The sequence below is a fragment of the Rhodococcus pyridinivorans genome (assembly GCF_900105195.1).
Lineage (GTDB): Bacteria > Actinomycetota > Actinomycetes > Mycobacteriales > Mycobacteriaceae > Rhodococcus > Rhodococcus pyridinivorans.
This window is the reverse complement of the sequence record NZ_FNRX01000002.1, coordinates 2,180,355-2,203,970: the sequence shown is the minus strand read 5'-3', so window position 1 is coordinate 2,203,970 and position 23,616 is coordinate 2,180,355. Positions and strand designations below refer to the sequence as shown.

At 67.2% G+C, this 23,616-nt stretch carries 20 protein-coding genes, 3 tRNA genes, 1 other RNA gene and 2 pseudogenes; 6 read left to right on the top strand and 20 right to left on the bottom strand.

All coding sequences use genetic code 11. The features are described from left to right. Nucleotides 1-280 precede the first annotated feature (280 nt). The 16 genes and pseudogenes from BLV31_RS26010 to prfB form a co-directional block, all read right to left on the bottom strand. Nucleotides 281-483: pseudogene (locus BLV31_RS26010) on the bottom strand (IS1634 family transposase); the annotation flags it as partial. Between the two features lie 220 nt (nucleotides 484-703). Next, nucleotides 704-844, bottom strand: a pseudogene (locus BLV31_RS25380) (IS256 family transposase); the annotation flags it as partial. Between the two features lie 163 nt (nucleotides 845-1,007). Further along, nucleotides 1,008-1,080, bottom strand: a tRNA-Ala gene (locus tag BLV31_RS10575). A gap of 73 nt (nucleotides 1,081-1,153) precedes the next feature. Next, nucleotides 1,154-1,226 (bottom strand) — tRNA-Ala (locus BLV31_RS10570). A gap of 146 nt (nucleotides 1,227-1,372) precedes the next feature. Continuing rightward, on the bottom strand, nucleotides 1,373-2,122 hold the full coding sequence (locus BLV31_RS10565; protein WP_006550359.1) for a DsbA family protein: 750 nt from the start codon (nucleotides 2,120-2,122) through the stop codon (nucleotides 1,373-1,375). A gap of 41 nt (nucleotides 2,123-2,163) precedes the next feature. Continuing rightward, the gene (locus tag BLV31_RS10560; RefSeq protein ID WP_024101455.1) at nucleotides 2,164-2,655 is read right to left on the bottom strand and encodes a MauE/DoxX family redox-associated membrane protein; all 492 of its coding nucleotides are present in this window, start codon (nucleotides 2,653-2,655) and stop codon (nucleotides 2,164-2,166) included. 26 nt (nucleotides 2,656-2,681) lie between these two features. Next, entirely contained in the window at nucleotides 2,682-3,899 is a 1,218-nt protein-coding gene (locus BLV31_RS10555; RefSeq protein ID WP_033097228.1) for an MFS transporter, read from the bottom strand. Nucleotides 3,900-3,959: 60 nt separating this feature from the next. Beyond that, nucleotides 3,960-5,588 carry a phosphoglucomutase (alpha-D-glucose-1,6-bisphosphate-dependent) gene (gene pgm, locus BLV31_RS10550; protein ID WP_024101457.1) on the bottom strand — a complete coding sequence of 543 codons (1,629 nt, stop codon included), beginning with the start codon at nucleotides 5,586-5,588 and terminating at the stop codon, nucleotides 3,960-3,962. Between the two features lie 410 nt (nucleotides 5,589-5,998). Beyond that, nucleotides 5,999-6,367: a transfer-messenger RNA gene (ssrA, locus tag BLV31_RS10545) on the bottom strand. Nucleotides 6,368-6,622: 255 nt separating this feature from the next. Then, the gene (locus BLV31_RS10540; protein ID WP_051121498.1) at nucleotides 6,623-7,480 is read right to left on the bottom strand and encodes a DMT family transporter; all 858 of its coding nucleotides are present in this window, start codon (nucleotides 7,478-7,480) and stop codon (nucleotides 6,623-6,625) included. Then, nucleotides 7,477-7,953: an SsrA-binding protein SmpB gene (gene smpB / locus BLV31_RS10535; protein WP_024101458.1), complete on the bottom strand. Its 477-nt coding sequence runs from the start codon at nucleotides 7,951-7,953 to the stop codon at nucleotides 7,477-7,479. Before smpB ends, BLV31_RS10540 begins: the two co-directional genes overlap by 4 nt. Nucleotides 7,954-8,022: 69 nt before the next feature. Further along, on the bottom strand, nucleotides 8,023-8,928 hold the full coding sequence (ftsX, locus tag BLV31_RS10530; RefSeq protein ID WP_006550352.1) for a permease-like cell division protein FtsX: 906 nt from the start codon (nucleotides 8,926-8,928) through the stop codon (nucleotides 8,023-8,025). Nucleotides 8,929-8,977: 49 nt separating this feature from the next. Continuing rightward, nucleotides 8,978-9,667, bottom strand: coding sequence for a cell division ATP-binding protein FtsE (ftsE, locus tag BLV31_RS10525; RefSeq protein ID WP_064061580.1), 690 nt, complete (start codon nucleotides 9,665-9,667; stop codon nucleotides 8,978-8,980). A gap of 55 nt (nucleotides 9,668-9,722) precedes the next feature. Beyond that, nucleotides 9,723-10,229 (bottom strand): Rv3103c transmembrane domain-containing protein, encoded by a 507-nt coding sequence (locus tag BLV31_RS10520; protein ID WP_006550348.1) that lies wholly within the window; start codon nucleotides 10,227-10,229, stop codon nucleotides 9,723-9,725. Then, complete coding sequence (locus BLV31_RS10515) at nucleotides 10,226-11,113, bottom strand: mechanosensitive ion channel family protein (protein ID WP_006550346.1); 888 nt, start codon at nucleotides 11,111-11,113, stop codon at nucleotides 10,226-10,228. The genes BLV31_RS10520 and BLV31_RS10515 overlap by 4 nt, the downstream gene beginning before the upstream one ends. 21 nt (nucleotides 11,114-11,134) lie before the next feature. Next, nucleotides 11,135-12,253 (bottom strand): peptide chain release factor 2, encoded by a 1,119-nt coding sequence (prfB, locus tag BLV31_RS10510; protein WP_006550345.1) that lies wholly within the window; start codon nucleotides 12,251-12,253, stop codon nucleotides 11,135-11,137. Between the two features lie 146 nt (nucleotides 12,254-12,399). Between prfB and hisN the strand changes: the two genes are divergently transcribed. After that, complete coding sequence (hisN, locus tag BLV31_RS10505) at nucleotides 12,400-13,185, top strand: histidinol-phosphatase (protein ID WP_006550344.1); 786 nt, start codon at nucleotides 12,400-12,402, stop codon at nucleotides 13,183-13,185. Nucleotides 13,186-13,230: 45 nt separating this feature from the next. Here the strand turns inward: hisN and BLV31_RS10500 are convergent, their stop codons facing one another. Next, a complete protein-coding gene (locus BLV31_RS10500) occupies nucleotides 13,231-13,695 on the bottom strand; it encodes a GyrI-like domain-containing protein (protein ID WP_052227240.1) in 465 nt (154 codons plus the stop codon). Further along, a complete protein-coding gene (locus BLV31_RS25375) occupies nucleotides 13,622-13,855 on the bottom strand; it encodes a MerR family DNA-binding transcriptional regulator (protein ID WP_232512219.1) in 234 nt (77 codons plus the stop codon). Before BLV31_RS25375 ends, BLV31_RS10500 begins: the two co-directional genes overlap by 74 nt. Before the next feature lie 166 nt (nucleotides 13,856-14,021). Between BLV31_RS25375 and BLV31_RS10495 the strand changes: the two genes are divergently transcribed. The 3 genes from BLV31_RS10495 (at nucleotide 14,022) to BLV31_RS10485 (ending at nucleotide 18,584) form a co-directional block, all read left to right on the top strand. After that, nucleotides 14,022-15,416 (top strand): acyl-CoA dehydrogenase family protein, encoded by a 1,395-nt coding sequence (locus tag BLV31_RS10495; RefSeq protein WP_024101462.1) that lies wholly within the window; start codon nucleotides 14,022-14,024, stop codon nucleotides 15,414-15,416. A 28-nt stretch (nucleotides 15,417-15,444) separates the two neighbouring features. Further along, nucleotides 15,445-16,659, top strand: a complete 1,215-nt coding sequence (locus tag BLV31_RS10490; RefSeq protein ID WP_019288456.1) for an acyl-CoA dehydrogenase family protein — start codon at nucleotides 15,445-15,447, stop codon at nucleotides 16,657-16,659. A gap of 221 nt (nucleotides 16,660-16,880) precedes the next feature. Next, entirely contained in the window at nucleotides 16,881-18,584 is a 1,704-nt protein-coding gene (locus BLV31_RS10485) for an acyl-CoA synthetase (protein WP_052040031.1), read from the top strand. 50 nt (nucleotides 18,585-18,634) lie between these two features. Here the strand turns inward: BLV31_RS10485 and BLV31_RS10480 are convergent. Continuing rightward, nucleotides 18,635-18,711: transfer RNA gene (locus BLV31_RS10480), tRNA-Met, on the bottom strand. 465 nt (nucleotides 18,712-19,176) lie between these two features. Here BLV31_RS10480 and BLV31_RS10475 point away from each other — a divergent pair. Further along, complete coding sequence (locus BLV31_RS10475) at nucleotides 19,177-19,701, top strand: transglycosylase family protein (protein WP_006550275.1); 525 nt, start codon at nucleotides 19,177-19,179, stop codon at nucleotides 19,699-19,701. A 95-nt stretch (nucleotides 19,702-19,796) separates the two neighbouring features. On the opposite strand, the gene BLV31_RS10470 is transcribed toward BLV31_RS10475, so the two are convergent. Continuing rightward, a complete protein-coding gene (locus BLV31_RS10470) occupies nucleotides 19,797-22,811 on the bottom strand; it encodes a UPF0182 family protein (RefSeq protein ID WP_174556232.1) in 3,015 nt (1,004 codons plus the stop codon). Between the two features lie 192 nt (nucleotides 22,812-23,003). Here BLV31_RS10470 and BLV31_RS10465 point away from each other — a divergent pair, with 192 nt between their 5' ends. Further along, nucleotides 23,004-23,609: a PPA1309 family protein gene (locus tag BLV31_RS10465; protein ID WP_064061581.1), complete on the top strand. Its 606-nt coding sequence runs from the start codon at nucleotides 23,004-23,006 to the stop codon at nucleotides 23,607-23,609. Nucleotides 23,610-23,616 lie beyond the last annotated feature (7 nt).

Genomic DNA, 23,616 nt, shown 5'->3' with positions numbered 1-23,616 from the left:
ACTCGTAAAGAGGATAAAGGCAGCGTGGTCTGCGGGATATTCGGCGAGAAAATAGCGGTCGTTGGAGAGTTTCTCGACAAGAGCTTCGACTGTTTCGTTATCAACTGTCAATGTGGTTGGCATTGCTGTATCACTTTATCCTTGATCGGCTAAACGTCTGGCCTGCCTCGTTCTTGAATCTCTCGGTTATGGTTTCGGGGAGGCCAAGTGAACTGTATCCAACGGTAACTTCTGATGCCCGAGAGCCATCCGGTGGGTGGCTCAAAACTATCTCACCTCGGACCACCGCCGAGGCTCGATCCTCCAGCCCGAGATCGAGTTCGTGCTGGTTAGCGTTGATTCGTTGCTTAGCAATCTCGATCAATGCCGCAAGCTCGCCGGCGTGTGAGCCGAGCCGATGTGCGCGATCATCTGGCGCCGACCGCGGATCTTCTCCCAGATCTGCACGCCGATGGCCCCGGAGGCGGTCTTGCACTGCACCACGTACAGATCCACCACCCCCAAACTCCGCTCGATTAGTGACCCGCGCGCCACATGCTCGAACTCGTGACCTGCAGCGATCCTAACGAATTGGCTAGAAACGACGTCAACTCGTGGAACTCAGGTCTAACACGGGGTGATCCTCGCTGATGTCCTGCACCCGTTTGACGAATTCGTCGCCGGGCTGAACCTCGACCGCGTCGACACTCTCGTCGGCTCGTTCCTCAGCGTCGAGTGCGGTTTCGAGCACGGTCTTCGTCAACTGCCCGAGCAGTCCGTTCGGGCCCATCAGTTAGACGCCTTGTTCCTCGGCCTGGGCCAGTAGTTGCTGCGCCAACTCCAGCTGGTTCATCTCGTCCGCCATGGGCTCCAGTGTTTCCGTCATGGTCGATCCTTCCGCCAAGCTCGCTGCTCGGCGTGTCAGGCCGACCCGGATCACGTCAACACCGACATCCCCGAGCCTGTGACCGCAGAAACGAGCCTGCCCCGCACTCAGGCGGGGCAGGTTTCGATTTTCTCAACTTACGTGGAGCTAAGGGGACTCGAACCCCTGACCCCCACACTGCCAGTGTGGTGCGCTACCAGCTGCGCCATAGCCCCTTGCACGGCCCTGACGGGGACCGCCACCGAAGACTACAGGCGAGAGCGTGAACTCTCGCCTGTAGCGATCTTGTGGAGCTAAGGGGACTCGAACCCCTGACCCCCACACTGCCAGTGTGGTGCGCTACCAGCTGCGCCATAGCCCCGTATTCGGTTGTACCGTTGCGCTCCGGTTGACCCCTTCGCGCTGAAAGAAAACTACACCATAGCGCTCGACGCCAACAAATCGGCTGGTAGACAGCGTGACTGTGGCGGGAGCACGCACCGTGCGCAGCTCCCGCCACCGCTCCGTCTATCCGACGAGTTCGGTCACCCAGTTCTCGTCGCCGAGGGCGTCGATAACGGTCCCCTCGTACACGACAGCCGGCGTGCCGGCCGCTCCGGTCGTCGCGAGCAGACGGCGTCCCGCCTCCGCGTCGGCCGAGGCCTGATCGATCCGGGCGCCGTCGGTGATGCACTGCGCGACGTCCTCGGAGGCACCCGCGTCGCGCGCCATCTGCGCGAGACCCGCGTTGTCGATGTCACCGTCGCCACCCTCGGCCGGTTGGTTGTCGGGCGACAGCAGGGCGTCGTGGAATGCGGAGAACGCGCGGGCATCGCCGCTCTCGGCGACGCACTGCGCCGCCGCCACCGCGCGGGTCGAGTAGTCGCCGCTGCTCGACGCCCGGTCGAGGAAAGCGAGCATCCGGTACCGGATCGCCAATTGGCCGTCGTCGATCGCCTGGGCGAGCTCCTGCGAGTGCTTGTGTTCGAGTTCGGCGCAGTAGGGGCACAGCGGGTCCTCGAACAGGTCGACGGTCCGTGGGGCGTCGGGGCGGCCCAGCAGGATTGCGCCGTCGTCCTCGATCGACACTTCCACCGCGCCGTTCTGCACGGAGCCGTAACCGTCGTTGCGGGGATCGCCGCTGCCCGACGACCACAGGACACCACCGATGACGAGCGCACCGATCACCAGGATCGCGATGCCGCCGAGAATGTAGGTGACCCTGTTCGACGTCGGCTGCGGTGTGTACTTGCCGGATGAGACCTTCTTCGCGCTCACGGATGCTGCCCTCTACTGCTCGTCGGTGGGGAAGGACGATCTCACTCTGCCATCGACGGCTGAGGGGCCGCTGAGAGGGAAGCACATGAACCCGGACCGAGCGCGAACCAGGTGCGCGGCCGGACGACCAGCCATATCGACATCGCCAGGAAGCCGACGTCGCGGGCGATCTCGATCGCGTAGTCGCGGCCGTCGACGCCCTCGACCACACCTCCTCCCCCGAAGCAGCCGCAATCGATCGACAGGCCGCGCGCCCACGCCGAGGCGATCGCGGCGACGAGCGCGACCAGCCCCAAGGCGCTGACGAGCGCTGCGAAGCGCGTCGCGAGACCGACGAGCAGGACCAGGCCCAGGGCCAGTTCGAGAACGGGGAAGGCGGCGGCGAACGGCCGCACCCAGCCGGTGGGCAAAATCTGGTACGCCCGTACCGCCACGACGGTCTGCGTCGGATCCGAGAACTTCACCCAACCGGAGACGAGCCACACTGCCGCCAGACCGTATCGGGCGAGCGTGGAGACGAGACCGACCCACATGCCGGCGACAATACCGGGCGGTCGTCTCACCGCGCCGTGTCGTCGGTCACCTGTGTCGCCTGCTCGACGACCCGGGGGCGTCCGACGACGAACCACGGCAGCGTCGCCGCTAGCATGATCACACCCGTGACCGCGAAGGCCGTCGAGTAGGACAACCGGTCCGCGAGGAAGCCTGCGGCGACCGGACCGATCACCGCGCCGACATCGGCGACCATCTGGAAGGTCGCGAGCACCGGCCCGCCCCGGGCCTTGCTGCCCACGACGTCGGCGACGGCGGCCTGTTGCGAGGGATTCGACAGCCCGGACCCCATACCCGCCACGAACGAGGTGATGAGGAACCAGACGACGCTCTCGGTGAATCCCATGGCGATCGTGCTGACCCCGCACACCACCAGACCGGCCAGGACGAAGGGGCGCCGCCCGAACCGGTCGGACAGCTTGCCCGACTTGATGAGGACGAGTGCGTTGCCCACCGCGAAGGCGGTCAGCGCGACACCCGCGAACGCCTCACCCTCGTCGAGCGCCTCGACGACGAACAGAGGCACCATCGCCACGCGGACCCCGAACACCACCCAGCCGTTGGCGAAGTTCGATCCCAGCGCCGCGCGGTAGACCGGCGAGCGCAGCGCGTCGCGCAGGCGCATGACGGGCACGCCGTCCCCACTGTCGGGACGGGCGAGTTCCGACGAGCGCAGGCTGATCCCCACGACCGAGGCCGCGACGAGCAGCGCCACGGCGTAGATGAGAAAGGGTGCGCGCAGCCCCAGTCCGATAAGGGCACCGCCGAAGAGCGGGCCGAGGATGTTGCCCATGAGGAAGCTGGTCGCGTACAGGCCGGACACACGCCCGCGGGCGTCCGGGGGCGCGATCCGCACGAGCAGACCGAGCGCCGACACCGTGAACATCGTCGACCCGATGCCGCCGAGGGCCCGGAAGACGAGCAGCTGCCAGTAGCTCGCCGCGAATGCGCACGCGCCCGTCGACAGGGCGACGATGAGCAGGCCCGTGATGTAGACGGGCCGCTCCCCCAACTTCTGCACCAGCGACCCGCTCGCGGGTGCGAAGAGCAGTCGCATCGCCGCGAACGACGACACGACGACCGTCGCCGCCGTCACACCGACGTCGAAGCTTCGCGCGAATTGGGGCAGCGCGGGAGCGACGAGACCGAAGCCGAGCGCGATCACGAAACTCGCGACGACCAGAACCCAGATTTCCCGCGGCAAAGCCGCATCACGTGTCCGCATGATGCCCACGATGTTAGCGAGGCGCACGACCTCGCCCGGTCGCGCGGTGGGCGAGCGGGCTCAGGACAGGACGGACGAGACGAGTTCGCGTGCCGCCTGCTGGACCTCGGCGAGATGGTCGGGGCCGCGGAACGATTCGGCGTAGATCTTGTAGACGTCCTCGGTGCCGGACGGGCGGGCGGCGAACCACGCGTTCTCGGTGGTGACCTTCAGGCCACCGATCGCGGCACCGTTGCCGGGTGCCGCAGTGAGCGTCGCGGTGATCGGTTCGCCGGCGAGCTCGGTGGCGCCGACCTGCTCGGACGACAGTTTCGACAGCACCGCCTTCTGCTCGCGCGTCGCCGGGGCGTCCACGCGCGCGTAAGCGGGGTCGCCGTACCGATCGACGAGTTCGGCATAGTAGCGGGACGGGCTCTTCTCCGTCACCGCGGTGATCTCCGCCGCGAGCAGGGCGAGGACGATGCCGTCCTTGTCGGTCGTCCACACCGAGCCGTCGCGCCGGAGGAAGGACGCACCGGCGCTCTCCTCCCCGCCGAAGCCCAGCGAACCGTCGCTCAGCCCGGGAACGAACCATTTGAAGCCCACCGGCACCTCGAGCAGGTCGCGGCCGAGGCCGGCGGCGACCCGGTCGATCATCGACGAACTCACGAGCGTCTTGCCCACCTTGCTCGACTCCGCCCAACCGGGGCGATTGCGGAACAGGTAGTCGATCGCGACGGCGAGATAGTGGTTCGGATTGAGCAGACCGGCGTCGGGGGTGACGATGCCGTGCCGGTCGGCGTCGGCGTCGTTGCCGGTCGCGAGGTCGTAGGCCTCGCGGTTGCCGATCAGCGATGCCATGGCGTTCGGCGACGAGCAGTCCATGCGGATCTTCCCGTCGGTGTCGAGCGTCATGAACCGCCAGGTGGCGTCGACGAGCGGATTGACGACGGTGAGGTCAAGGGCGTGCCGTTCGGCGATCTCGCCCCAGTAGTCGACGCTCGCACCGCCCATCGGGTCGGCGCCGATCCGTACCCCGGCAGCACGGACGACGTCGAGATCGACGATGTTCGGCAGATCGTCGATGTAGGCGGCGAGGAAGTCGTGTCGTCCGGCGGACGCGAGCGCCGACGAGAGCGGCACCCGCTTCACCCCGTCGAGTCCGGCGGCGAGCAGTTCGTTGGCGCGAGCGGCGATGACCGACGTCGCGTCGCTGTCGGCCGGACCACCCGACGGGGGGTTGTACTTGAAGCCACCGTCGCGCGGAGGATTGTGCGAGGGGGTGACGACGATCCCGTCGGCGCGGGCACCGGAGCCGGAATTGTGCTGCAGGATCGCGTGACTGACGGCCGGAGTCGGGGTGTAGCGGTCGCGGGAGTCGACGACCACTTCGACGCCGTTTGCGACGAGCACTTCGAGCGCGCTCGCCCAGGCCGGTTCGGACAGGGCGTGCGTGTCGCGGCCGAAGAACAGCGGGCCCGAAGTGCCCTGCTGGGCGCGGTATTCGACGATGGCCTGGGTGGTCGCGAGGATGTGGGCTTCGTTGAACGCACCGTCGAGGCTCGAGCCGCGATGACCGGACGTGCCGAAAGCCACCTGCTGCGAGGCGTTCTCGGGATCCGGTTGCACGGTGTAGTAGGCGGTGACAAGGTGTGCGAGATCTTCGAGATCCGCCGCGGTGGCCGGCTGTCCCGCTCGTTCGTGCGCCATGTGCTCTCCTCGTCGATGGTGGTGTTCTCATCTTGCCGCCGATCCGCGGCACGCGCGGGATGAGTACCCCGATCCGCGCGTCGGTACGGATACTGACGAAAAGGTCATCACGGCCATGGGACCAAAGTTTCTGACCCGAAAGTAGTATTGGCGTTCACAATTAGGTGGGCTAACTTCAGTGAACGAAATGAAGACGATGCCGGGGAGGACATTTCTTCGTTTCGCTCTCACTGTTTCGGCGCCGTCTCCGACGTCTCCGGGACCGACAGCGACCGTGCCCGTCGTCGAGAACACTCACCCTCTGAGTCTCGACGGCGGGCACTGCCGTTTCCCGAAGCTGCCGATCAGGCTCACCCGGACAACAAGAAACCCGGGTAGGTGATCGATGGTCGATCACCTACCCGGGTCGATGGTGGAGCTGCCGGGAATCGAACCCGGGTCCTCCGCCGCCTCGCGAGGGCTTCTCCGTGTGCAGTTCGCTATGTCTCTACTCGGATCTCCCGTTCTCGCGAACAAGACGAGATGACGATCCCAGTCGCTGTTTGTTGTCCCGCACGTCTCCGCGACCGAGCCGTACGGTAGAGCTCTCTAGTCGATGCCAGGATCCGGGTCGAGAGCAAACCCGGGCTGACAGAGACGCGCTCGCTTAGGCAGCGAGGGCGTACTCGCGCTGAGTGGACTCGGCGCTTAATTGGTTGCAGCGACGCTTACGGTGGTCTCTTGCCTGCACCGACACGCTTCCCCTTGCTCAACGTACGCAGTCGAAACCGTTCAGCCCCGTACGCGCCTGCGACCTTCGCAGGACTACCTACTGTAACGACCCGAAGGCCCGATGTCATTCCCATTTTCGAAAACGATTCGTTGCCGGGTCATGAGGCTACTCACACCGCCGCTCACCGGCAACGGAACCGGGTCGGGGTGACCCGAGTCCGGCGTCGCCGGGTGTCACCCGTAGCGCTCCGTCCGGTGACGCGCTTTCCACGATGCCGGGTCCAGCGCCTCCAGGATTCGTGTTCTTCCCACCCCACCCCGGATCAGCCGGGCAGGCTGACGAGTGCGACGGCCAGTCCGGCTGCGAGCAGGCCGAGCAGTTTCACCCGGCTCACGCGCTCTCCGAGCACGATGACGGCGAGTAGCACCGTCACCGCCGGATACAGCGCCGCGATCACGCTCACCAGCGACAGCAGGCCGTGCTGGTAGGCGAACAGCAGTGCACCGTTCGCGATCACGTCGATCACGCCGATCCCGATCAGGATCGGCAGGAGCGACCGGATCGGCCACACCACGGTGCGCCACGAGAAGGCGATCACCAGCCAGACCACGAGGGTGGCGGTCGCGCGGGAGGCGGCGAGCGGCCACAGGCCGGTGCCGGTACCGACCTGACCGAGGCCGATGAACGACAACGCGAAGGCGATGCCCGATCCGACCGTCCACCACGCGATCCTCGACGTGAAGCGCGGGTGTCCGACACCGGTGACGGTCTCGTCGGATTCGCGGCTGACCAGCCCCACCGCGATCACCGCGACGACGATGCCGAGATAGGCGAGCAGACCTGGCCGGTCCCCCGTCGCGATCCCGAACAGCACGGGGATTCCGGCCACGACGACAGCGGTGACCGGTGAGACGACCGACATCGGCCCGTTCGCCAGTGCGAGGTAGAACCACCAGACGGCGATGCCGCCGGCCACGCCCGCTGCGGCACCCCACGCGAGGGACGCCGCGGTGAGGTCGCCGCCGACGATCGACGCGGCGATCAGGGACACGACGAGCGAAGCCGGGTAGGTGACGGCGACGACGCCGAGTGCGCTCGCGCGACGGGAGGCGGCACCCCCGGCGAAATCGCTGAGGCCGTACCCGACCGCCGCGAGAAGCGCGAGCGCGACCGCGATCAGCGGCTCATGCCCTTCACTCGCCGGCCGAGCTCGCGGGTCACCTCACGTTCGGCGGTCCGGCGGGCGAGATCCTGACGCTTGTCGTAGTCCTGCTTGCCCTTGGCGAGCGCGAGCTCGACCTTGACCTTGCCGTCGGAGAAGTACATCGACAGCGGCACGAGGGTCTGGTTGCCCTCCCGGGTCTTGCCGACGAGCGCGTCGATCTCGCGACGGTGCAGCAGCAGCTTGCGGGTGCGGCGCGGAGCGTGGTTGGTCCACGTGCCGTGCCCGTATTCCGGAATGTGCAGACCCCGCAACCACACCTCGCCGTCGTCGACGGTCGCGAATGCGTCCACCAGGGAGGCCTTTCCCTCCCGCAGGCTCTTGACCTCGGTACCGACGAGGGCGATGCCCGCCTCGTAGGTGTCGAGGATGGTGTAGTTGTGGCGCGCCTTCCGGTTGGTCGCGATGACCTTCCGGCCCTTTTCCTTCACGTGCAGGCCTTTCCGGTCCACGATCGATCGAACAGAACACCGTCCAGCATAGGAACCTCGCACGACACCTTATTCACGCACGTACAGACGCAAGGTCACATACGAGGTGAGAGCGGCCATTCCCACGCCCACGAGGACCAGGAACGGCGAGACCAGAAGGATGTCGCTGTCGGTGATGCGGGCGACGATGTTCGCGTCGTAGACCTCGGTGAGCATGTCGTCGACGAACATGCTCTTGGCGACGAAGAGTCCGCCGATGGCGAGTGCGGCACCCACGATCGCGGCGATCACCGCTTCGAGGAGGAAGGGCAGCTGCGTGTACCAGCGGGTCGCGCCGACCAGCCGCATGATGCCGACCTCGGTGCGGCGGGTGAAGGCCGCGATCTGCACCATGTTCGCGATCAGAAGCACGGCCGCGATCGCCTGGATCGTGGCGATGGCGAACGCGCCGTTGCGGATGCCGCCGAGCACGCCGAACAGACGCTCGACGAGATCCTGCTGGTTGAGCACGCTGTCGACGCCGGGCCGGGTACCGAAATCGTCCTGGATCGCCGCGAATCGATCCGGATCGGACATCTTGATCTTGAAGGAGGCAGGGAAGCTGTCGGCACTCACGAGTTCGGCGAGTTCGGGCTGATCGGCGAAGACACGATCGGTGGCGTCGAGGACGGCGTCGTCGCGGCTCAGGTACTGGACCGACACCACGTCGTCGGTGCTCTCGAGGTCGCTGCGCAGGGTGGAGCAGAGATCCTGCTCGCACTCCGGATCGAGCGAGGAGATGTCCTCGGTCAGGAACACCTGCACCTCGACCCGGTCGAGGAAGATCCGTTCCGTTTTGCCCGCCATCTGGACCACGAGCAGCCCCGCACCGAACAGCGCGAGGGAGATCGCCGTGGTGAGGATCATCGCGATGGTCATGGTGAGGTTGCGGCGCAGGCCGGTGGTGACCTCGCTGAACAGGAAGCTGGCACGCATCGGGTGGGATTCCTTCGGTTGCCTGGTGGGGATGCTCGGGTGACGGGATCTAGCGGCCGACGCCGTAGACGCCGCGTGCCTCGTCGCGCACGACGCGTCCGAGATCGAGTTCGACGACCCGTCGCCGCATCGAGTCGACGATGTGGTGGTCGTGGGTCGCCATGAGCACCGTCGTGCCCGTACGGTTGATGCGTTCGAGCAGCAGCATGATGTCCTGGCTGGTCTCGGGGTCGAGGTTGCCGGTCGGTTCGTCGGCCATCAGCACGAGCGGCCGGTTGACGAACGCACGCGCGATCGCGACACGCTGCTGTTCGCCGCCGGACAGTTCGGCGGGCAACCGGTCGGCTTTGCCGGACAGTCCCACCAGGTCGAGAACCTCCGGCACCGTCCGTTCGATCACTCCGCGCGGCTTACCGATCACCTCGAGAGCGAACGAGATGTTCTCGGCGACCGTCTTGCGCTGGAGCAACCGGAAGTCCTGGAAGACGCATCCGAGATTCTGGCGCAGCTTCGGTACGCGACGCGCCGGCAGCCGGTTGACGTGGAAATCGGCCACGTGGATGTCGCCGGTGGTGGGCTTCTCCTCTCGCAGGAGCAACCGGAGGAAGGTCGACTTCCCGGATCCGGAGGGACCGATGAGAAAGACGAACTCGCCCTTCTCGACGTGCACCGAGACCCCTTCGAGCGCGGGACGCGTGGACGTCTTGTAGGACTTGGACACACTCTCCAGCCGGATCACGTGGACATGCTAACCGTTACCGGACGGTGACCTACGGCACCGGCTCGTCGGTGCTCTACGACGACGGAGCGTCGGTGTCCTCGGTCACCGTCGGATCCTGCTGGTCGTTCAGTCCGGGGATCGTGGGCAGGTCGAACGGGAACTGCCTGTTCGTCGTGGTGGGGGGCGCTGTCGTCGTGGCATCCTGCGGCGGCGTCCCGCCCTGTTCCCTGCCCGGCACGCCGGTCGCCGTCGTCGGCGGGAAGGTCGACGAGGTCGTCGGCGGATAGGGCGTGTCGGTGGTCTCCGGCACGGACTTCTCCTGCGGGGCGGTGGTCGCCGGCGGCACGTACGGCACGTAGGGCGTCTCGGAGATGATCACGGCGGTCGACGGCGCATCGGGGGTGTCCTCGGGCTGGTTGAGGAACAGGTAGGTCACCCACAGCGCAAGCCACAGGGTGCACAACGCGAAGGTCGTGGTCCTGATCCGCCCACCGAGGAGGTGCGACGGGATGCGCCTGCGGTGCTTCTCCTCCGGCTCGGTGGCCGCGCCCCCACCCGACGTCCCTCCACCCGGTGTCACTGTGCCTCCACTCGATCGACCACGCTGGCGGTGTCGAGCTGGGGCGTGACGGTGATGCCCCGTTCACGCAGTGCTCGCGCGATCCGCGCACGCAGCAGACGGCCCACCTGGAACTGCTTGCCGGGCAGCGTGCGCGCGACCATGCGGACGCTGAGCTGATCCACCTCGAGGCTCTCGACACCCATCACACTCGGTTCGTCGAGCAACAGCTCCCGCAGGCGGGGTTCCTTGTATGCGGCGACACCCAGTTCGCGCAGCATCTCGGTGACGTCGGCGATGTCGGCGGTCACCGGGATCGGCACGTCCACCACGGCGCGCGCCCAGTCCTTCGACAGGTTGACGGCCTTGTTGATCTGCCCGTTGGGGACGGTGATGACCTCACCCGCCGTGCTACGCACCCGGGTGACGCGCAACGTGACGTCCTCGACGGTGCCGATCGCGTCCTCGGACGCACCGGTCACGGAGATCTGCACGGTGTCGCCGAAGCCGTACTGCCGTTCGGTGATGATGAAGAACCCCGCGAGGATGTCCTGCACGATGCGCTGGGCACCGAAGCCGAGCGCCGCGCCGAGCACGGTCGCCGGCGCGACCAGGCTGCCGATGGGCAGCTGCAGATAGTCGAACACCTTCAGGGTCGCAACGATGTACACGAACGAGATCGCCATCCACGTGACCACCTGGGCGACCGAATGGCGATGCTTCGTCGCCTCGGACCGCACGAGGTCGTCGGACTGCGTGTAGCGCTCGTCGATGCGGCGCGTGATGCGGCTGCCGATCCAGGAGACGAACCGGGCGATCAGAACCGCCCCCAGAATCGTGAGTGCGATCAGCAGCCCGCTCGTCGACAACCAGTCGAGCAGTCTAGCTCCGGGAAGAAACGGCACAGGCCCCTCTCCTGTTTCCGATCACGATTTCTGCTCTTCTCGCATACGCCAGCGGATGCCCGATTCGAGGAATCCGTCGATGTCGCCGTCGAGCACCGCCGAGGGGTTGTTGACCTCGTACTCGGTGCGCAGGTCCTTGACCATCTGGTAGGGATGCAGCACGTACGAGCGCATCTGGTTGCCCCACGAACTGCCGCCGTCGCCCTTGAGCGCATCCATCTCGGCGCGCTCCTCCTGGCGCTTGCGCTCGAGGAGCTTGGCCTGCAGGACACGCATGGCCGCGACCTTGTTCTGCAACTGCGACTTCTCGTTCTGACAGGTGACGACGATGCCGGTCGGGATATGCGTCAGGCGCACGGCGGAGTCGGTGGTGTTGACCGACTGGCCTCCCGGGCCGGACGAGCGGTAGACGTCGACGCGGACGTCGTTCTCGTCGATGTCGATGTGGTCGGTGGTCTCGACGACGGGCAGCACCTCGACCTCGGCGAAGGAGGTCTGGCGGCGGCCCTGGTTGTCGAAGGGGCTGATGCGGACGAGACGGTGCGTGCCCATCTCGACCGACAGGGTCCCGTAGGTGTAGGGCGCCTTGACGGCGAAGGTGGCGGACTTGATGCCGGCCTCTTCCGCGTAGGAGGTGTCGTAGACCTCGACGCCGTAGCCGTGCTTGTCGGCCCAGCGGATGTACATACGCATGAGCATCTCGGCCCAGTCGGCGGCGTCGACGCCACCGGCGCCCGCGCGGATGTTGACGAGCGCGTCGCGCTGGTCGTACTCGCCGGACAGCAGCGTGCGCACCTCCATCGCCTCGATGTCGGCGCGCAGGCTCTCGCGTTCGGCCTCGGCGTCGGCCAGGGCGGCGGTGCGGGCCTCGCCCTCCTCGCCCTCGGCGAGCTCGTACAGAACCGGGAGATCCTCGAGCCGCTGGCGCAGGCCCTCGACCCGGCGCAGCTCACCCTGTGCGTGCGACAGTTCGCTGGTGACCTTCTGGGCGTGGTCCTGGTCGTTCCACAGCTCGGGGTCGGCGGCCTGGTGTTCGAGTTCGTCGATGCGCCGTCGCAGCTCCTCGACGTCGAGGACCGACTCCACGGTGCGGAGGGTCGTGTCGAGCTCGGTCAGGGCTGCGGAAACATCGGGATGCACGATTCAACAGGTTACCGGAGCGACGAACCGGCCCGCCGTGGGCAGCGATCGACACGGCAGGGCCCCGGTCGGGTCGAGCACCGCGCCGACCCCGGAGTGGACGGCAAGCTGCTCGGCCCCGGACGACGGCGGCTAGCGTTTCCGTCATGACCACCGACTACACCGCCGACCTGGACCTCGCACTCCGACTCGCCGACGCGTCCGACGCCATCACCCGCGACCGCTTCGGTGCGCTGGACCTGAAGGTGGACGACAAGCCGGACCTGAGTCCGGTCTCCGACGCCGACCTCGCCGTCGAGCGCGCCATCCGCGAGATGCTCGGCGAGCAGCGACCGGACGACGCGGTGCTCGGCGAGGAGTTCGGTGGCGACGCGGTCTTCCGCGGGCGGCAGTGGGTCGTCGATCCGATCGACGGCACGAAGAACTTCGTGCGTGGCGTACCGGTCTGGGCGAGCCTGATCTCGCTCCTCGAGGACGGTGTGCCTGTCGTGGGCGTGGTCAGCGCCCCGGCACTGAACCGTCGGTGGTGGGCGGCCGCGGACGGCGGCGCCTGGGTGTCGCACGACGGCGCCGAGCCCCGGCGCATCTCGGTGTCGGAGGTGACCGACCTCGCGTCGGCGTCGCTGAGCTTCTCGAGCCTGAGCGGCTGGCACGAGCGTGGCATCCGTGATCGTTTCGTCGCCCTGACCGACGACGTGTGGCGGGTGCGCGCCTACGGCGACTTCTTCTCCTACTGCCTGCTCGCCGAGGGCGCCCTCGAGATCGCGCTCGAACCCGAGGTTTCGCTGTGGGATCTGGCCGCGCTCGACGTGCTGGTGCGCGAGGCAGGTGGACGGTTCACGAACCTCGAGGGTGCGGACGGTCCGCACGGCGGCAGTGCGGTCGCGACCAACGGCACGCTGCACGACGAGGTGCTCGGTCGACTGAAGTGAGTGGCCGGCCCCACGCACGGATGGTCACGCGTGGGGCCGGGTTCGTCAGCGGACCGGGAGATGCACAGCGGTCTCGAGGTCGGCTTCGTTCGTGACGCCCGGATCATCGAGATAGACGTTGAAGTGGTGGGTGGCCACGTCGTCGTCGACCCGGGCCGCGGACAGGCCGTGTTCGGTCAGGAATTCGGCGATCGCCTCGTGGGCCCGCGGGATCGATTCGGCGTACGGCCCGGTCACGGTGGCGACGACCGCCCGGCGTGAGGGGAACTCGTGGACCGTCAGCGGCTCGCGGGCCGTGGTTCCCGGCGCCACCGGCAGGAACACCGATTCGTCGACGTCCGACTCACGGAACTCGCCGTCGTGTTCGATACATCCGCCGGGTCCGGTCGGGACGATGCCCTGCTCCTGCAGGGCGGGCATGAAGCGTTGCCACAGTTCACCTTCGGCCGAGTAGTCGGCGACGGTGCCGCGGAGGCAGACGTACGTCTGCTGAGGAATCTCGCGCGGCATCGGCGGTCTGCTCGGGGAGGTATCGGCGGTAACCGCTGACCTCGTCGACCACGGCGGGGATCAGCACTCCCTGCGAGTCGTAGTGCCGCAGCATCCGCACGCTGATCCGGGTCAGGGACGAGAACTCTCCGATGGACATCAACCTGGTGGTGTCGGCCATGGCGCCGAGTCTGCGACCTCACACGGTGTGAGAGTCAACTCGTGCTCGCGACACAGCGGACGATGCTGGGCGACACGCGTCCACCGCGGAACTTACTGCGCGGTAGACAGTGACCTTACTCAGAAGTAAGATCGGGAGTGTCCGCTGCCGCATCGAGAGACTTCTGGTGATCATGAGCAAGCAAGACAGCGTGGGCCGCCACACGCCTCGCGACACGTCCGCCGTCGGCCTCAATCCGATCAAACGCGACGCCATGGGTGCTGCCATGCGCGTGCTCACCCGGATCACGGGTTCCGAACTGGCCGACCGGTACAAGATCCGCGAGACGATCGACCGGATCACGTACCAGTCCACGAAAACCGGCTTCAAGACCCTCGGCGCCGCCACGCGCACCTTCAAGAAGATGTCCGGCGGCGCGAGCGGCCCGCAGCGTCTCACCACCGCGAAGAACGCCGACTTCTTCGATCTCACCCCGACCGACGATCAGCAGATGATCACGGAGACGGTGCGTGAGTTCGCCGCCGAGATCCTGCGCCCCGCCGCGCACGACGCCGACGAGGCCGCCGCGGCCCCGGCCGATCTGCTCGCGCGCGCAGCCGAACTCGGCATCACCATGGTCAACGTACCCGAGGCGTTCGACGGCGCCGCCGACGAGCGCGGCGTGGTCACCAACGTGCTGGTCGCCGAGGCCCTCGCGCACGGCGACATGGGCCTGGCCCTGCCGATCCTCGCGCCGAGCGGTGTGGCCGTGGCGCTCACACAGTGGGGCACCGAGGACCAACAGAAGACCTACCTGCCGGCCTTCGCCGGCGACGATGTCCCCCAGGCGTCGGTCGTCGTCGCCGAGCCGCGCGCCCTGTTCGATCCCTTCGCGTTGCAGACCAAGGCGGTGCGCTCCCCCAGCGGCTACCGGCTCAACGGCGTGAAGTCGTTCGTCCCGGCGGCGGGCAGCGCCGAACTGTTCGTCGTGGCAGCCGAACTCGACGGTAAGCCGTCCCTCTTCCTCGTCGAGGCGAAGAGCAAGGGCGTCGTGATCGAGGCCGATCCGGGCATGGGCCTGCGCGCCGCCGGACTGGGCCGCCTTCTGCTCGAGGACGTCGCGGTGCCGGAATCGGCACGTCTCGGCGACGACGACGCCGACGTCCGCGCCGAGCAGTACGCCGACGCCGTGCGCCTGTCGCGCCTGGGCTGGGCAGCTCTGGCGATGGGCACCGGTCAGGCCGTGCTCGACTACGTGGTCCCCTACGTCAACGAGCGCGAGGCGTTCGGCGAGCCCATCAGCCACCGGCAGGCGGTGGCGTTCATGGTGGCCAACATCAAGATCGAGCTCGACGGTCTACGTCTGGTCACCCTGCGCGGTGCGTCGCGGGCCGAGCAGGGCCTGTCGTTCGCTCGCGAGGCGGCCCTGGCCCGCAAGCTCGCCACCGACAAGGGCATGCAGTTCGGCCTCGACGGCGTCCAGCTGCTCGGCGGCCACGGCTACACCAAGGAACACCCCGTCGAACGTTGGTACCGCGACCTGCGAGCAATCGGAGTCGCCGAGGGCGTCGTCCTCGTCTGATCGGCCCGACCCGAACAAGGAACCTGTGATGATCAATCTCGAACTTCCCCGGAAGCTCAAGGCTTCCGCGAACCAGGCCCATCAGGTCGCCGCGCAGATTTTCCGGCCGATCTCCCGCAAGTACGACCTCGCCGAGCACGAGTACCCCATCGAACTCGACACCATGGCCGCGATGGTCGAAGGGCTCAACGACTCCGGCCAGGGCGCGGCGGGTGCCGCGCTCGGCCGCGACAGCAAGGCCAAGCAGGACGGCCCCGCCGGAAATGCCAACGGCGGCAACATGGCCGGACTCCTCAATGTCATCGAGACGTGCTGGGGCGACGTCGGCCTGACCCTGTCGATCCCCTACCAGGGCCTGGGCAATTCCGCGATCGCCGCGGTGGCCACCGACGAGCAGCTCGAACGCTTCGGCAAGGTGTGGGCCTCCATGGCAATCACCGAGCCCGGTTTCGGATCCGATTCGGCGGCCGTGACGACCACGGCCGTGCTCGACGGCGACGAGTGGGTCCTCAACGGCGAGAAGATCTTCGTCACCGCCGGTGAGCGTTCCACGCACATCGTCGTGTGGGCGTCCGTCGACAGGTCGAAGGGCCGCGCCGCGATCAAGTCGTTCGTCGTGCCGCGCGAGGCTCCCGGACTCTCGGTCGCGCGTCTCGAGAAGAAGCTCGGCATCAAGGCATCCGACACCGCGGTGCTCGTGCTCGACAACTGCCGCATCCCGAAGGACAACATCCTCGGCTCCCCGGAGGTGAACACCGAGAAGGGGTTCGCCGGGGTCATGCAGACCTTCGACAACACGCGTCCGATCGTGGCCGGCATGGCCGTGGGTCTCGGTCGTGCAGTACTCGAGGAACTGCGCACGATCCTGAAGGAGGCGGGCGTCGAGGTCTCCTACGACATCCCCGCGAACAACCAGCATGCCGCGGCCGCCGAGTTCCTCGCGCTCGAGGCCGACTGGGAGGCCGCCTACCTGCTCGCGCTGCGCGCGACGTGGATGGCCGACAACAAGAAGCCCAACTCCCTCGAGGCGTCGGTGTCGAAGGCGAAGGCCGGCCGCACCGGCACCGCGGTCTCGCTCAAGGCCGTCGAACTCGCCGGAACCTACGGGTATTCGCAGCGGCCGCTGCTCGAGAAGTGGGCACGCGATTCCAAGATTCTCGACATCTTCGAGGGCACCCAGCAGATCCAGCAGCTCATCGTCGCTCGGCGGGTGCTCGGAAAGTCGTCCTCCGAACTGAAATAGCGCTCGGGGCATGGGGTCCGTCCGCGGGCGCCGGAAGGATGGGACCGGTGTCTGCGCACGGTACCGGACGTGTCGGAGGATCCATCGGGGTAGAGCCCTCGCCGCAGGTGCGGCGAGGGCTCTACCCGTTCCAGGAAGATCATCCGTGGAAGATTGCCTGGAATGTGAGCTACGTCACGGCTACTGTGTGTGCTGACGCCGACACACAGCTAGGGGGACGGATGCTCGGTCAGGACATTCTCGGCAGGATCACGAGTGGGCGGATCACGCTCGACGACACGATCGGCCAGGTCAAGGACACCATCGGATCACTCGCGGTACTCCATCGCGCAGGTCTGCTGCACTTTCCGCGCGTGGACCACAGCATCGGGACGATCATGGCGGCCAACAAGTACGGCCCCTTCGCCGGCGCCGTGCACGCACAGGCCGAACGCGGTCTCGACGCCGTCGCCCTGATCGACGAGGCCGGCGATGTCACCTACAAGGAACTCGAGGCCCGCTCCAATGCCCTCGTGCGTGCGTGGCAACGCGCCGGGGTGGAGCCGGGATCGGTCATGGGCATCATGGCCCGGAATCACCGCGGTCTCGTGTTGACGATGCTCGCCACCGCCAAGCTCGGTGTGCGACTGGTGATGATGAACACCGGTTTCGCGCCGCGGCAACTCGTCGATGTCGCAGCGCGCGAACAGGTCTCGACGTTCGTCTTCGACAGCGAATTCGCCGAGGTCGCAGCCGCGCTCCCCGACGACGTGCGCCGGTACGTCTCCTGGGCGGACGACGAGGTCCCCGGCATCCCGACGCTGGAGCAGTCGATCGAAGGGCTGGACGGCTCGTCCCTGCCCGCGCCGGAGGTCTTCGGTGGATTCGTATTGCTCACCAGCGGCACCACCGGCACCCCGAAGGGCGCGCCGCGCGGCCGCACGTCACCGTTCGCGTCGGTCCAGTTCCTCGATCGGGTTCCGCTGCGCCCCGGGCAGACGATGCTCATGGCCGCCCCGGCCTTCCACGGCACCGGCGTCTCCCAGTTCGCGCTCGCCCTCGCACTGGGTCAGACCGTGGTGATGATGCGGCGCTTCTCCCCCGTCGACACCTTGGGCCTCGTCGAGCAGCACGGAGCGATCGTGCTGGTGGTGGTCCCGACGATGCTGCAGCGGATCCTCGACCTCGGACCGGAGAAGATCGCCGAGTACGACACCTCGAGCCTGAAGATCGTCTTCTCCGCGGGTTCGTCGCTCTCGCCCGACGTGTGTCGCCGGACGACGGAGGCGTTCGGACACGTGCTCTACAACCTGTACGGCTCCACCGAATGCGCCGTCGCGACGGTCGCGACCCCCGACGACATCCGGCAGGCCCCCGGCACGGCCGGTCGCCCTCCCGTGACGTGTCGGGTGGTGCTGTTCGACGACGACGGCAACCGCATCACCGAGCCGCACGTCCCCGGCCGCATCTTCGTCTCGAGCGGCCTGTCCTTCGCCGGCTACACCGACGGTCGCGACAAGGAACGCATCGACGGGTTGCTGTCGATCGGCGACATCGGGCACTGGGACGAGAACGGCCTGCTCTTCGTCAACGGTCGCGACGACGACATGATCGTCTCCGGCGGCGAGAACGTCTATCCGCTCGAGGTCGAGAACCTGCTCGCCGAGCGGGAGGACATACTCGACGCCGCCGTGGTGGGTGTCCCCGATCCCGAGTTCGGGCAGCGGCTGCGAGCCTTCGTGGTTCCCTCCCCCGACTCCTCCCGCAACGCCGAGGACATCAAGGCGTTCGTGAAGTCGAATCTCGCCCGGTACAAGGTTCCGCGCGAGGTGGTTTTCCTCGACGAGCTGCCGCGCAACGCCACCGGGAAGCTGCTGCGCCGGGTGCTGGTGGAGATGGATCTGCCCGAGGATCCCGAGAAGGGGTACACCACCGCTCGGGGGTGACCCCCTCGAACGAACGAAGGCCGGTCGTCCGAGACGACCGGCCTTCGTGGTGGTAGCGGGGACAGGATTTGAACCTGCGACCTCTGGGTTATGAGCCCAGCGAGCTACCGAGCTGCTCCACCCCGCGTTGCATGAATGAACCTACACGAGCACGGAAACGGAATGCAAATCGCCTCGTCGGACGCGGATGGGCCTCGACGACAACCGAAATCGCAACCCCGAGGTGTCTCGGTTCACATTTCCACCATGACTATCGCCACATAACGGAGGTGTAACGATCTTGCATCGACCCCCGTTATCACCTTCCTGAGCTGCGAAGACTCAATCGTCCCATCCCATCAGGTGGACAAACACCTCTCCCGGCGGGGGATGACGGGCCGCGGAGCGCTTTGTACTGTCGGTCCCGGCTCGAAACAGCCGAGCCACCACCGGCCCGTCGCCGCCAGTCTGCCCCGCGGGATCCGGTGCCTACGAAGACCCGAGGGGCAGGGACGCAACCGACGTGGTCCCCGATCCGGACGGAGACATTTCTCCGTCGACCGAGATCGACGAGGGCCGTCGCGCTCCGCGAGCGCGGGAAGGACTCCACAGAATGACCAACTTCAGCACGCGTGCATTCCGCACTGCCGTCGTCACCGGTGCACTCGCCGCGGTTCCGTTCGCGCTCGCCACCGGCACCGCGTCCGCCGCCCAGCACAACTGGGACGGCGTCGCCCAGTGCGAGAGCGGTGGCAACTGGGCCATCAACACCGGCAACGGCTACTACGGCGGCCTGCAATTCTCGCAGAGCACCTGGGAGGCCAACGGCGGCAGCGGCCGCGCGGACCAAGCCTCGAAGGCGGAGCAGATCCGTGTCGCCGAGAACGTCCTGCAGACGCAGGGCCCCGGCGCGTGGCCCGTCTGCGGTCAGTACCTGACAACCGAATCCGCGCCGGCTCCCGCCGCACCCGAGGCGCCCGCACCGGCACCCGAGGCTCCGGCACCCGCGGCTCCGGCCGCCCCCGAGTTGCCGGCCGAGGTCACCCAGGCCGTCGATACCGCGAACCAGCTCGCCCAGCAGTACGGCTTCGGCGCCGAGTTCGCGCAGATCGTCGATATCACGCTGGCCGGTCGCTGACGCAGACCGTCTCTGCGAACACGACGAAGGCCCGCGGTGCGAACCGCGGGCCTTCGTCGTGTCGGTTTCCGTTACCGGATCAGCCGCCGGTGGATTCAGCCGCCAGTGGATTCGTAGGCATCGACGGCCTGCTGCACCCGCCGCAGCGCCCGTCCGTAGGCTTCGAAATCGCCGCTGGTCTGCGCGTTGGCCAACTCCGCGAGTGCCGAATCGAGCTCCGCGACCGCGGCATCGCGATTCGCGGGAGTCGTCGGCGCCGGCGAGGTGGGCTGCTGTTGCTGCTGATCGGAAGGCTGGTTCTCGTCCGTGGTGCCCTCGATCACCTCGCCCCGCGTCTCGTCCTCCACCTCGGCGGTGGGCAGCGCCTCGCCACCGGGAGCGGTGGCCGCGTCGCCGACGCCGGGACCGAACACCTGGTCGAGCGCACCGGCGAGAGTCGGTGCGTAACCGATCCGGACGCCACCGCTGGCACCCGGCTCCCGGTAGCTGACGAGCACGCGCGACAGCTGCGGGAAGGTCGACGTGCTACCCGCCGTCGCGTTGCGCTCGGTGTACATCGGCTGGACGTACAGGATGCCGCCGTCCGCGATGGGCAGGGTGAGCAGGTTGCCGTATTGGATCCGGTTGGACCGTTCGAGCAGGGTCCGTTCCGAAGCCACTCGGGTGTCGGAGATCATCGCGTTCTGCGTCTGCTCCGGACCGAAGGTCTGCGTATCCGTCGGCAACTGCAGGATCGTGAACTTCCCGTAGTTCTCCGGATCGGATTCGACCGAGATGTACGCCGACAGGAACTGCCGGTTGTAACCCACCATCGCCGAGGTCAGACGGAACCGGGGATCCGCCGTCTCGCGATCGCCCATGAGCAGGTAGTAGGGCGGCTGGTTCGCGCTGGTGTCGACCGTCGGGTCCGCTGGCACCGACCAGAACGCATTGTTCGTGAAGAACTCGCGCGGGTCGTCGACGTGGTACTTGGCGAGCATCTCGCGCTGCACCTTGAACAGATCCTCCGGGTACCGGAAGTGCGCCCGCAGCTCGTCGGAGATCTGGTCCTGCGGGGTCACCGCATCAGGGAAGACACCCATCCACGCCTTCAGGACCGGGTCCTCATCGTCGACCTGGTAGAGCGTCACCGTGCCGTCGTAGGCATCGACCGTCGCCTTCACCGAGTTGCGGATGTACGAGACCTCCTTGCGGGGCAGCAACCGGCCGGTGTTCTGGTCGATGCTGTCCTCGACGAGGCCCTCGAGCGACGCGCGCTGCGCGTACGGGTAGTAGTCGAGCGTGGTGTACGCGTCGACGACCCACTTGATGCGGCCGTCGATCGCGGCCGGGTAGGCGTCGCCGTCGGCCGTCAGCCACGGCGCGACCTTCGTCACGCGCTCACGCGGGTCGCGGTTGAACAGGATCTTCGAGTCGCTGCCGATGGCGCTCGAGAACAGGATGTTGCGTTCGCCGTACTTCGCGGCGAAGGCGAGCCGGTTGAACCAGTTGCCGATGTCGACGCCGCCCGAGCCGGTGTAGGTGTACTTTTCGGTGTCGGTGTCGTACTCGCGCGGACCGGACGAGTCGGCGCTGTTGCCGACGATCGCGTAGTCCGGATCGGCCTCGGCGATGACCTCGCCGTAGTAGATGCGGGGCTGCTCGACGGGGATGACCTGGTTCTCCGCAGCGAGCGACGCCAGGTCGCTGACGAAGTAGACGGGATAGCCGCTGTTGCTGTTGGCGGCCTCCTCCGCCGAGGCACTCGCGGCGGCGTTCACGCGGTTGGCGGGCGCCGCGACGAGACCGTTGCCGTGCGTGTACACGGTGTGGCGGTTGATCCAGTCGGTCTGGTTGCCGGTCAGGCTCGTCGGCGAGAGCTCACGCGCCGCGACGATGTAGTCCTCCATACGACCGTCGAGCTCGTACCGGTCGATGTCGAGCGACTCGGGGTAGCCGTAGAAGTTCTTCAGCTGCGTCTGCTGCGTGAACGTGCGGGGAAGCACGTTCGGGTCGAGCAGGCGGGCGTTCGCGATCGTGGTGATGTCGGCCGGGATGTTCTCGGGCGAGGTGGTGCCCACCCCCGGGTAGTCCTCGTACGCCACCTTGTCGTCGGTGATGCCGTACGCCTCGCGGGTCGCGGCGATGTTGCGCTCGATGTACTCGCTCTCCTTGTCGGCAGCGTTCGGGCGCACCGAGAACTGCTCGACCATGAGCGGGTACACCGCGCCGACGAGGATCGACGAGAGCACGAGCAGCGCCGTCGCGAGCGCGGGGATCCGCAGGTCGCGCAGGAAGATCGCGGCGAAGAACGCGATCGCGCAGATGACGGCGATCGCGAGCAGGATGAGTTTGGCCGGCAACACCGCATTGATGTCGGTGAAGCCACCGCCGGTGAAGGTGGGTTCCTTGCGGCTGCTCCACAGCAGTTCGTACCGATCGAGCCAGTAGGCGAACGCCTTGAACGCGACGAACAGGCCGGCGAGGACCGCGAGCTGCACACGCGAGGCCGTCGACATGCTTCCCCCGCGACCGGCGAGGCGGATGCCGCCGAAGATGTAGTGGGTGACGAGGTTCGCGATGAACCCGAGCACGATCGCGACGAAGAACCAGTTGAGCAGGAAGCGGTAGAACGGCAGGTCGAAGGCGTAGAAGCCGACGTCGAGACCGAACTGCGGATCGGTGGTGCCGAAGTCGCCGCCGTTGAAGAACATCTGGACGGTGACCCAGCCGGCCTGGGCGACCAGACCGGAGAGCACACCGAGCACGACCGGGATACCGATCCCGAAGGCGCGCATGCGCGTCATCACGGTGGTGCGGTAGCGCGCCACCGGATCGTTGGGTCCGGTGGTCGGCACGAAGACCGGGCGCGACCGGTAGGCGAGCAGCATCGCCAGCCAGACGACACCGCCGATGAACAACCCGACCGCCAGGAACAGTGCGATCCGCGTCAGGAGAACCTTGACGTATACGTCCCGGAAGTCGACCTCGCCGAACCAGAGCCAGTTGGTGTAGGTGTCCACCAACCGTGGTCCGAGCAGGAGCAGCACTGCGGCCACCACTGCCAGGATCAGCAGAACTCTGCTCCGCTTCGACAATGTAGGTACTCCGGTCGGGGGCCTCATGCCCACGTGCCACGCTCCCAACTCGTCCGGCGGCGCGATCGCACCGCATCTGTACATCTCGCGCTCGACGAAAGCGTGCGAGCACGCCTCGTTCTCACGGAGTGACCGTTTCGCCCCACTCTACGGAATCCTCGTACAGGGGGTCGCACGACGCAGGTCCGGCAGCGCACACCCGCGTACGGGTGCCAGGATAGGCCGGTGAACCAACGTCTTCCCGTACCTTCCGAACAAGGACTCGCGCGCGCCGTCCACGAGATCATCGATTTCGCGGATGTGGAGGGTTGGGACCGCCCTCCCGTCATGTTCGCGCTCGTCCCGACCGTGCTTCTCGCAGCCGCCGAACCCGCCCTCGCCGACCAGCTCGACGAGGGACACGAGTACACCCCGATCGCGCAGGAATCTTTCCCCGACGACGTCGAGGGCGGCAGTCCCGCACTCGAGGAGTTCCTCGCCACGACCACCTGGCCCGGATCGGTTGCCGGGTGCGCTCTCGTGCAGGAGGTGGTCGTGCTGCCGCCGAGCGCCGAGAACGAACTCGACGACGCCTTCACGCCATTGCTCGCCGACGCCCACGCGGCAGACGAGGCGGCCCGGCTCGCAGCGCACAGTCACCCGGAACGACGCGCCGCCCGCCTCATCTCCGCGGTCCTGCGCGACGGGCCGTCACTCTCGCTCCTTCAGTTGCGCCCCCTCGACGACGACGATCCGTTCGCGGGCACTGAACTGCGGACCTACGACAACCTCGCCCCGCACGTCGTGGCCGCGTTGTACGCGACCCTCGAGGCGAGCGACGACGACTACTGAGACGGCG

Coding starts and splice junctions, on each gene's coding strand:
- BLV31_RS10560 (WP_024101455.1), bottom strand. CDS start 2,655: ATGTGGGTCGGTCTCGTCTCCACGCTCGCCCGATACGGTCTGGCGGCA.
- BLV31_RS10555 (WP_033097228.1), bottom strand. CDS start 3,899: ATGCGGACACGTGATGCGGCTTTGCCGCGGGAAATCTGGGTTCTGGTC.
- pgm (WP_024101457.1), bottom strand. CDS start 5,588: ATGGCGCACGAACGAGCGGGACAGCCGGCCACCGCGGCGGATCTCGAA.
- ftsX (WP_006550352.1), bottom strand. CDS start 8,928: ATGCGTGCCAGCTTCCTGTTCAGCGAGGTCACCACCGGCCTGCGCCGC.
- hisN (WP_006550344.1), top strand. CDS start 12,400: ATGACCACCGACTACACCGCCGACCTGGACCTCGCACTCCGACTCGCC.
- BLV31_RS10500 (WP_052227240.1), bottom strand. CDS start 13,695: ATGCCGCGCGAGATTCCTCAGCAGACGTACGTCTGCCTCCGCGGCACC.
- BLV31_RS25375 (WP_232512219.1), bottom strand. CDS start 13,855: ATGGCCGACACCACCAGGTTGATGTCCATCGGAGAGTTCTCGTCCCTG.
- BLV31_RS10490 (WP_019288456.1), top strand. CDS start 15,445: ATGATCAATCTCGAACTTCCCCGGAAGCTCAAGGCTTCCGCGAACCAG.
- BLV31_RS10485 (WP_052040031.1), top strand. CDS start 16,881: ATGCTCGGTCAGGACATTCTCGGCAGGATCACGAGTGGGCGGATCACG.
- BLV31_RS10475 (WP_006550275.1), top strand. CDS start 19,177: ATGACCAACTTCAGCACGCGTGCATTCCGCACTGCCGTCGTCACCGGT.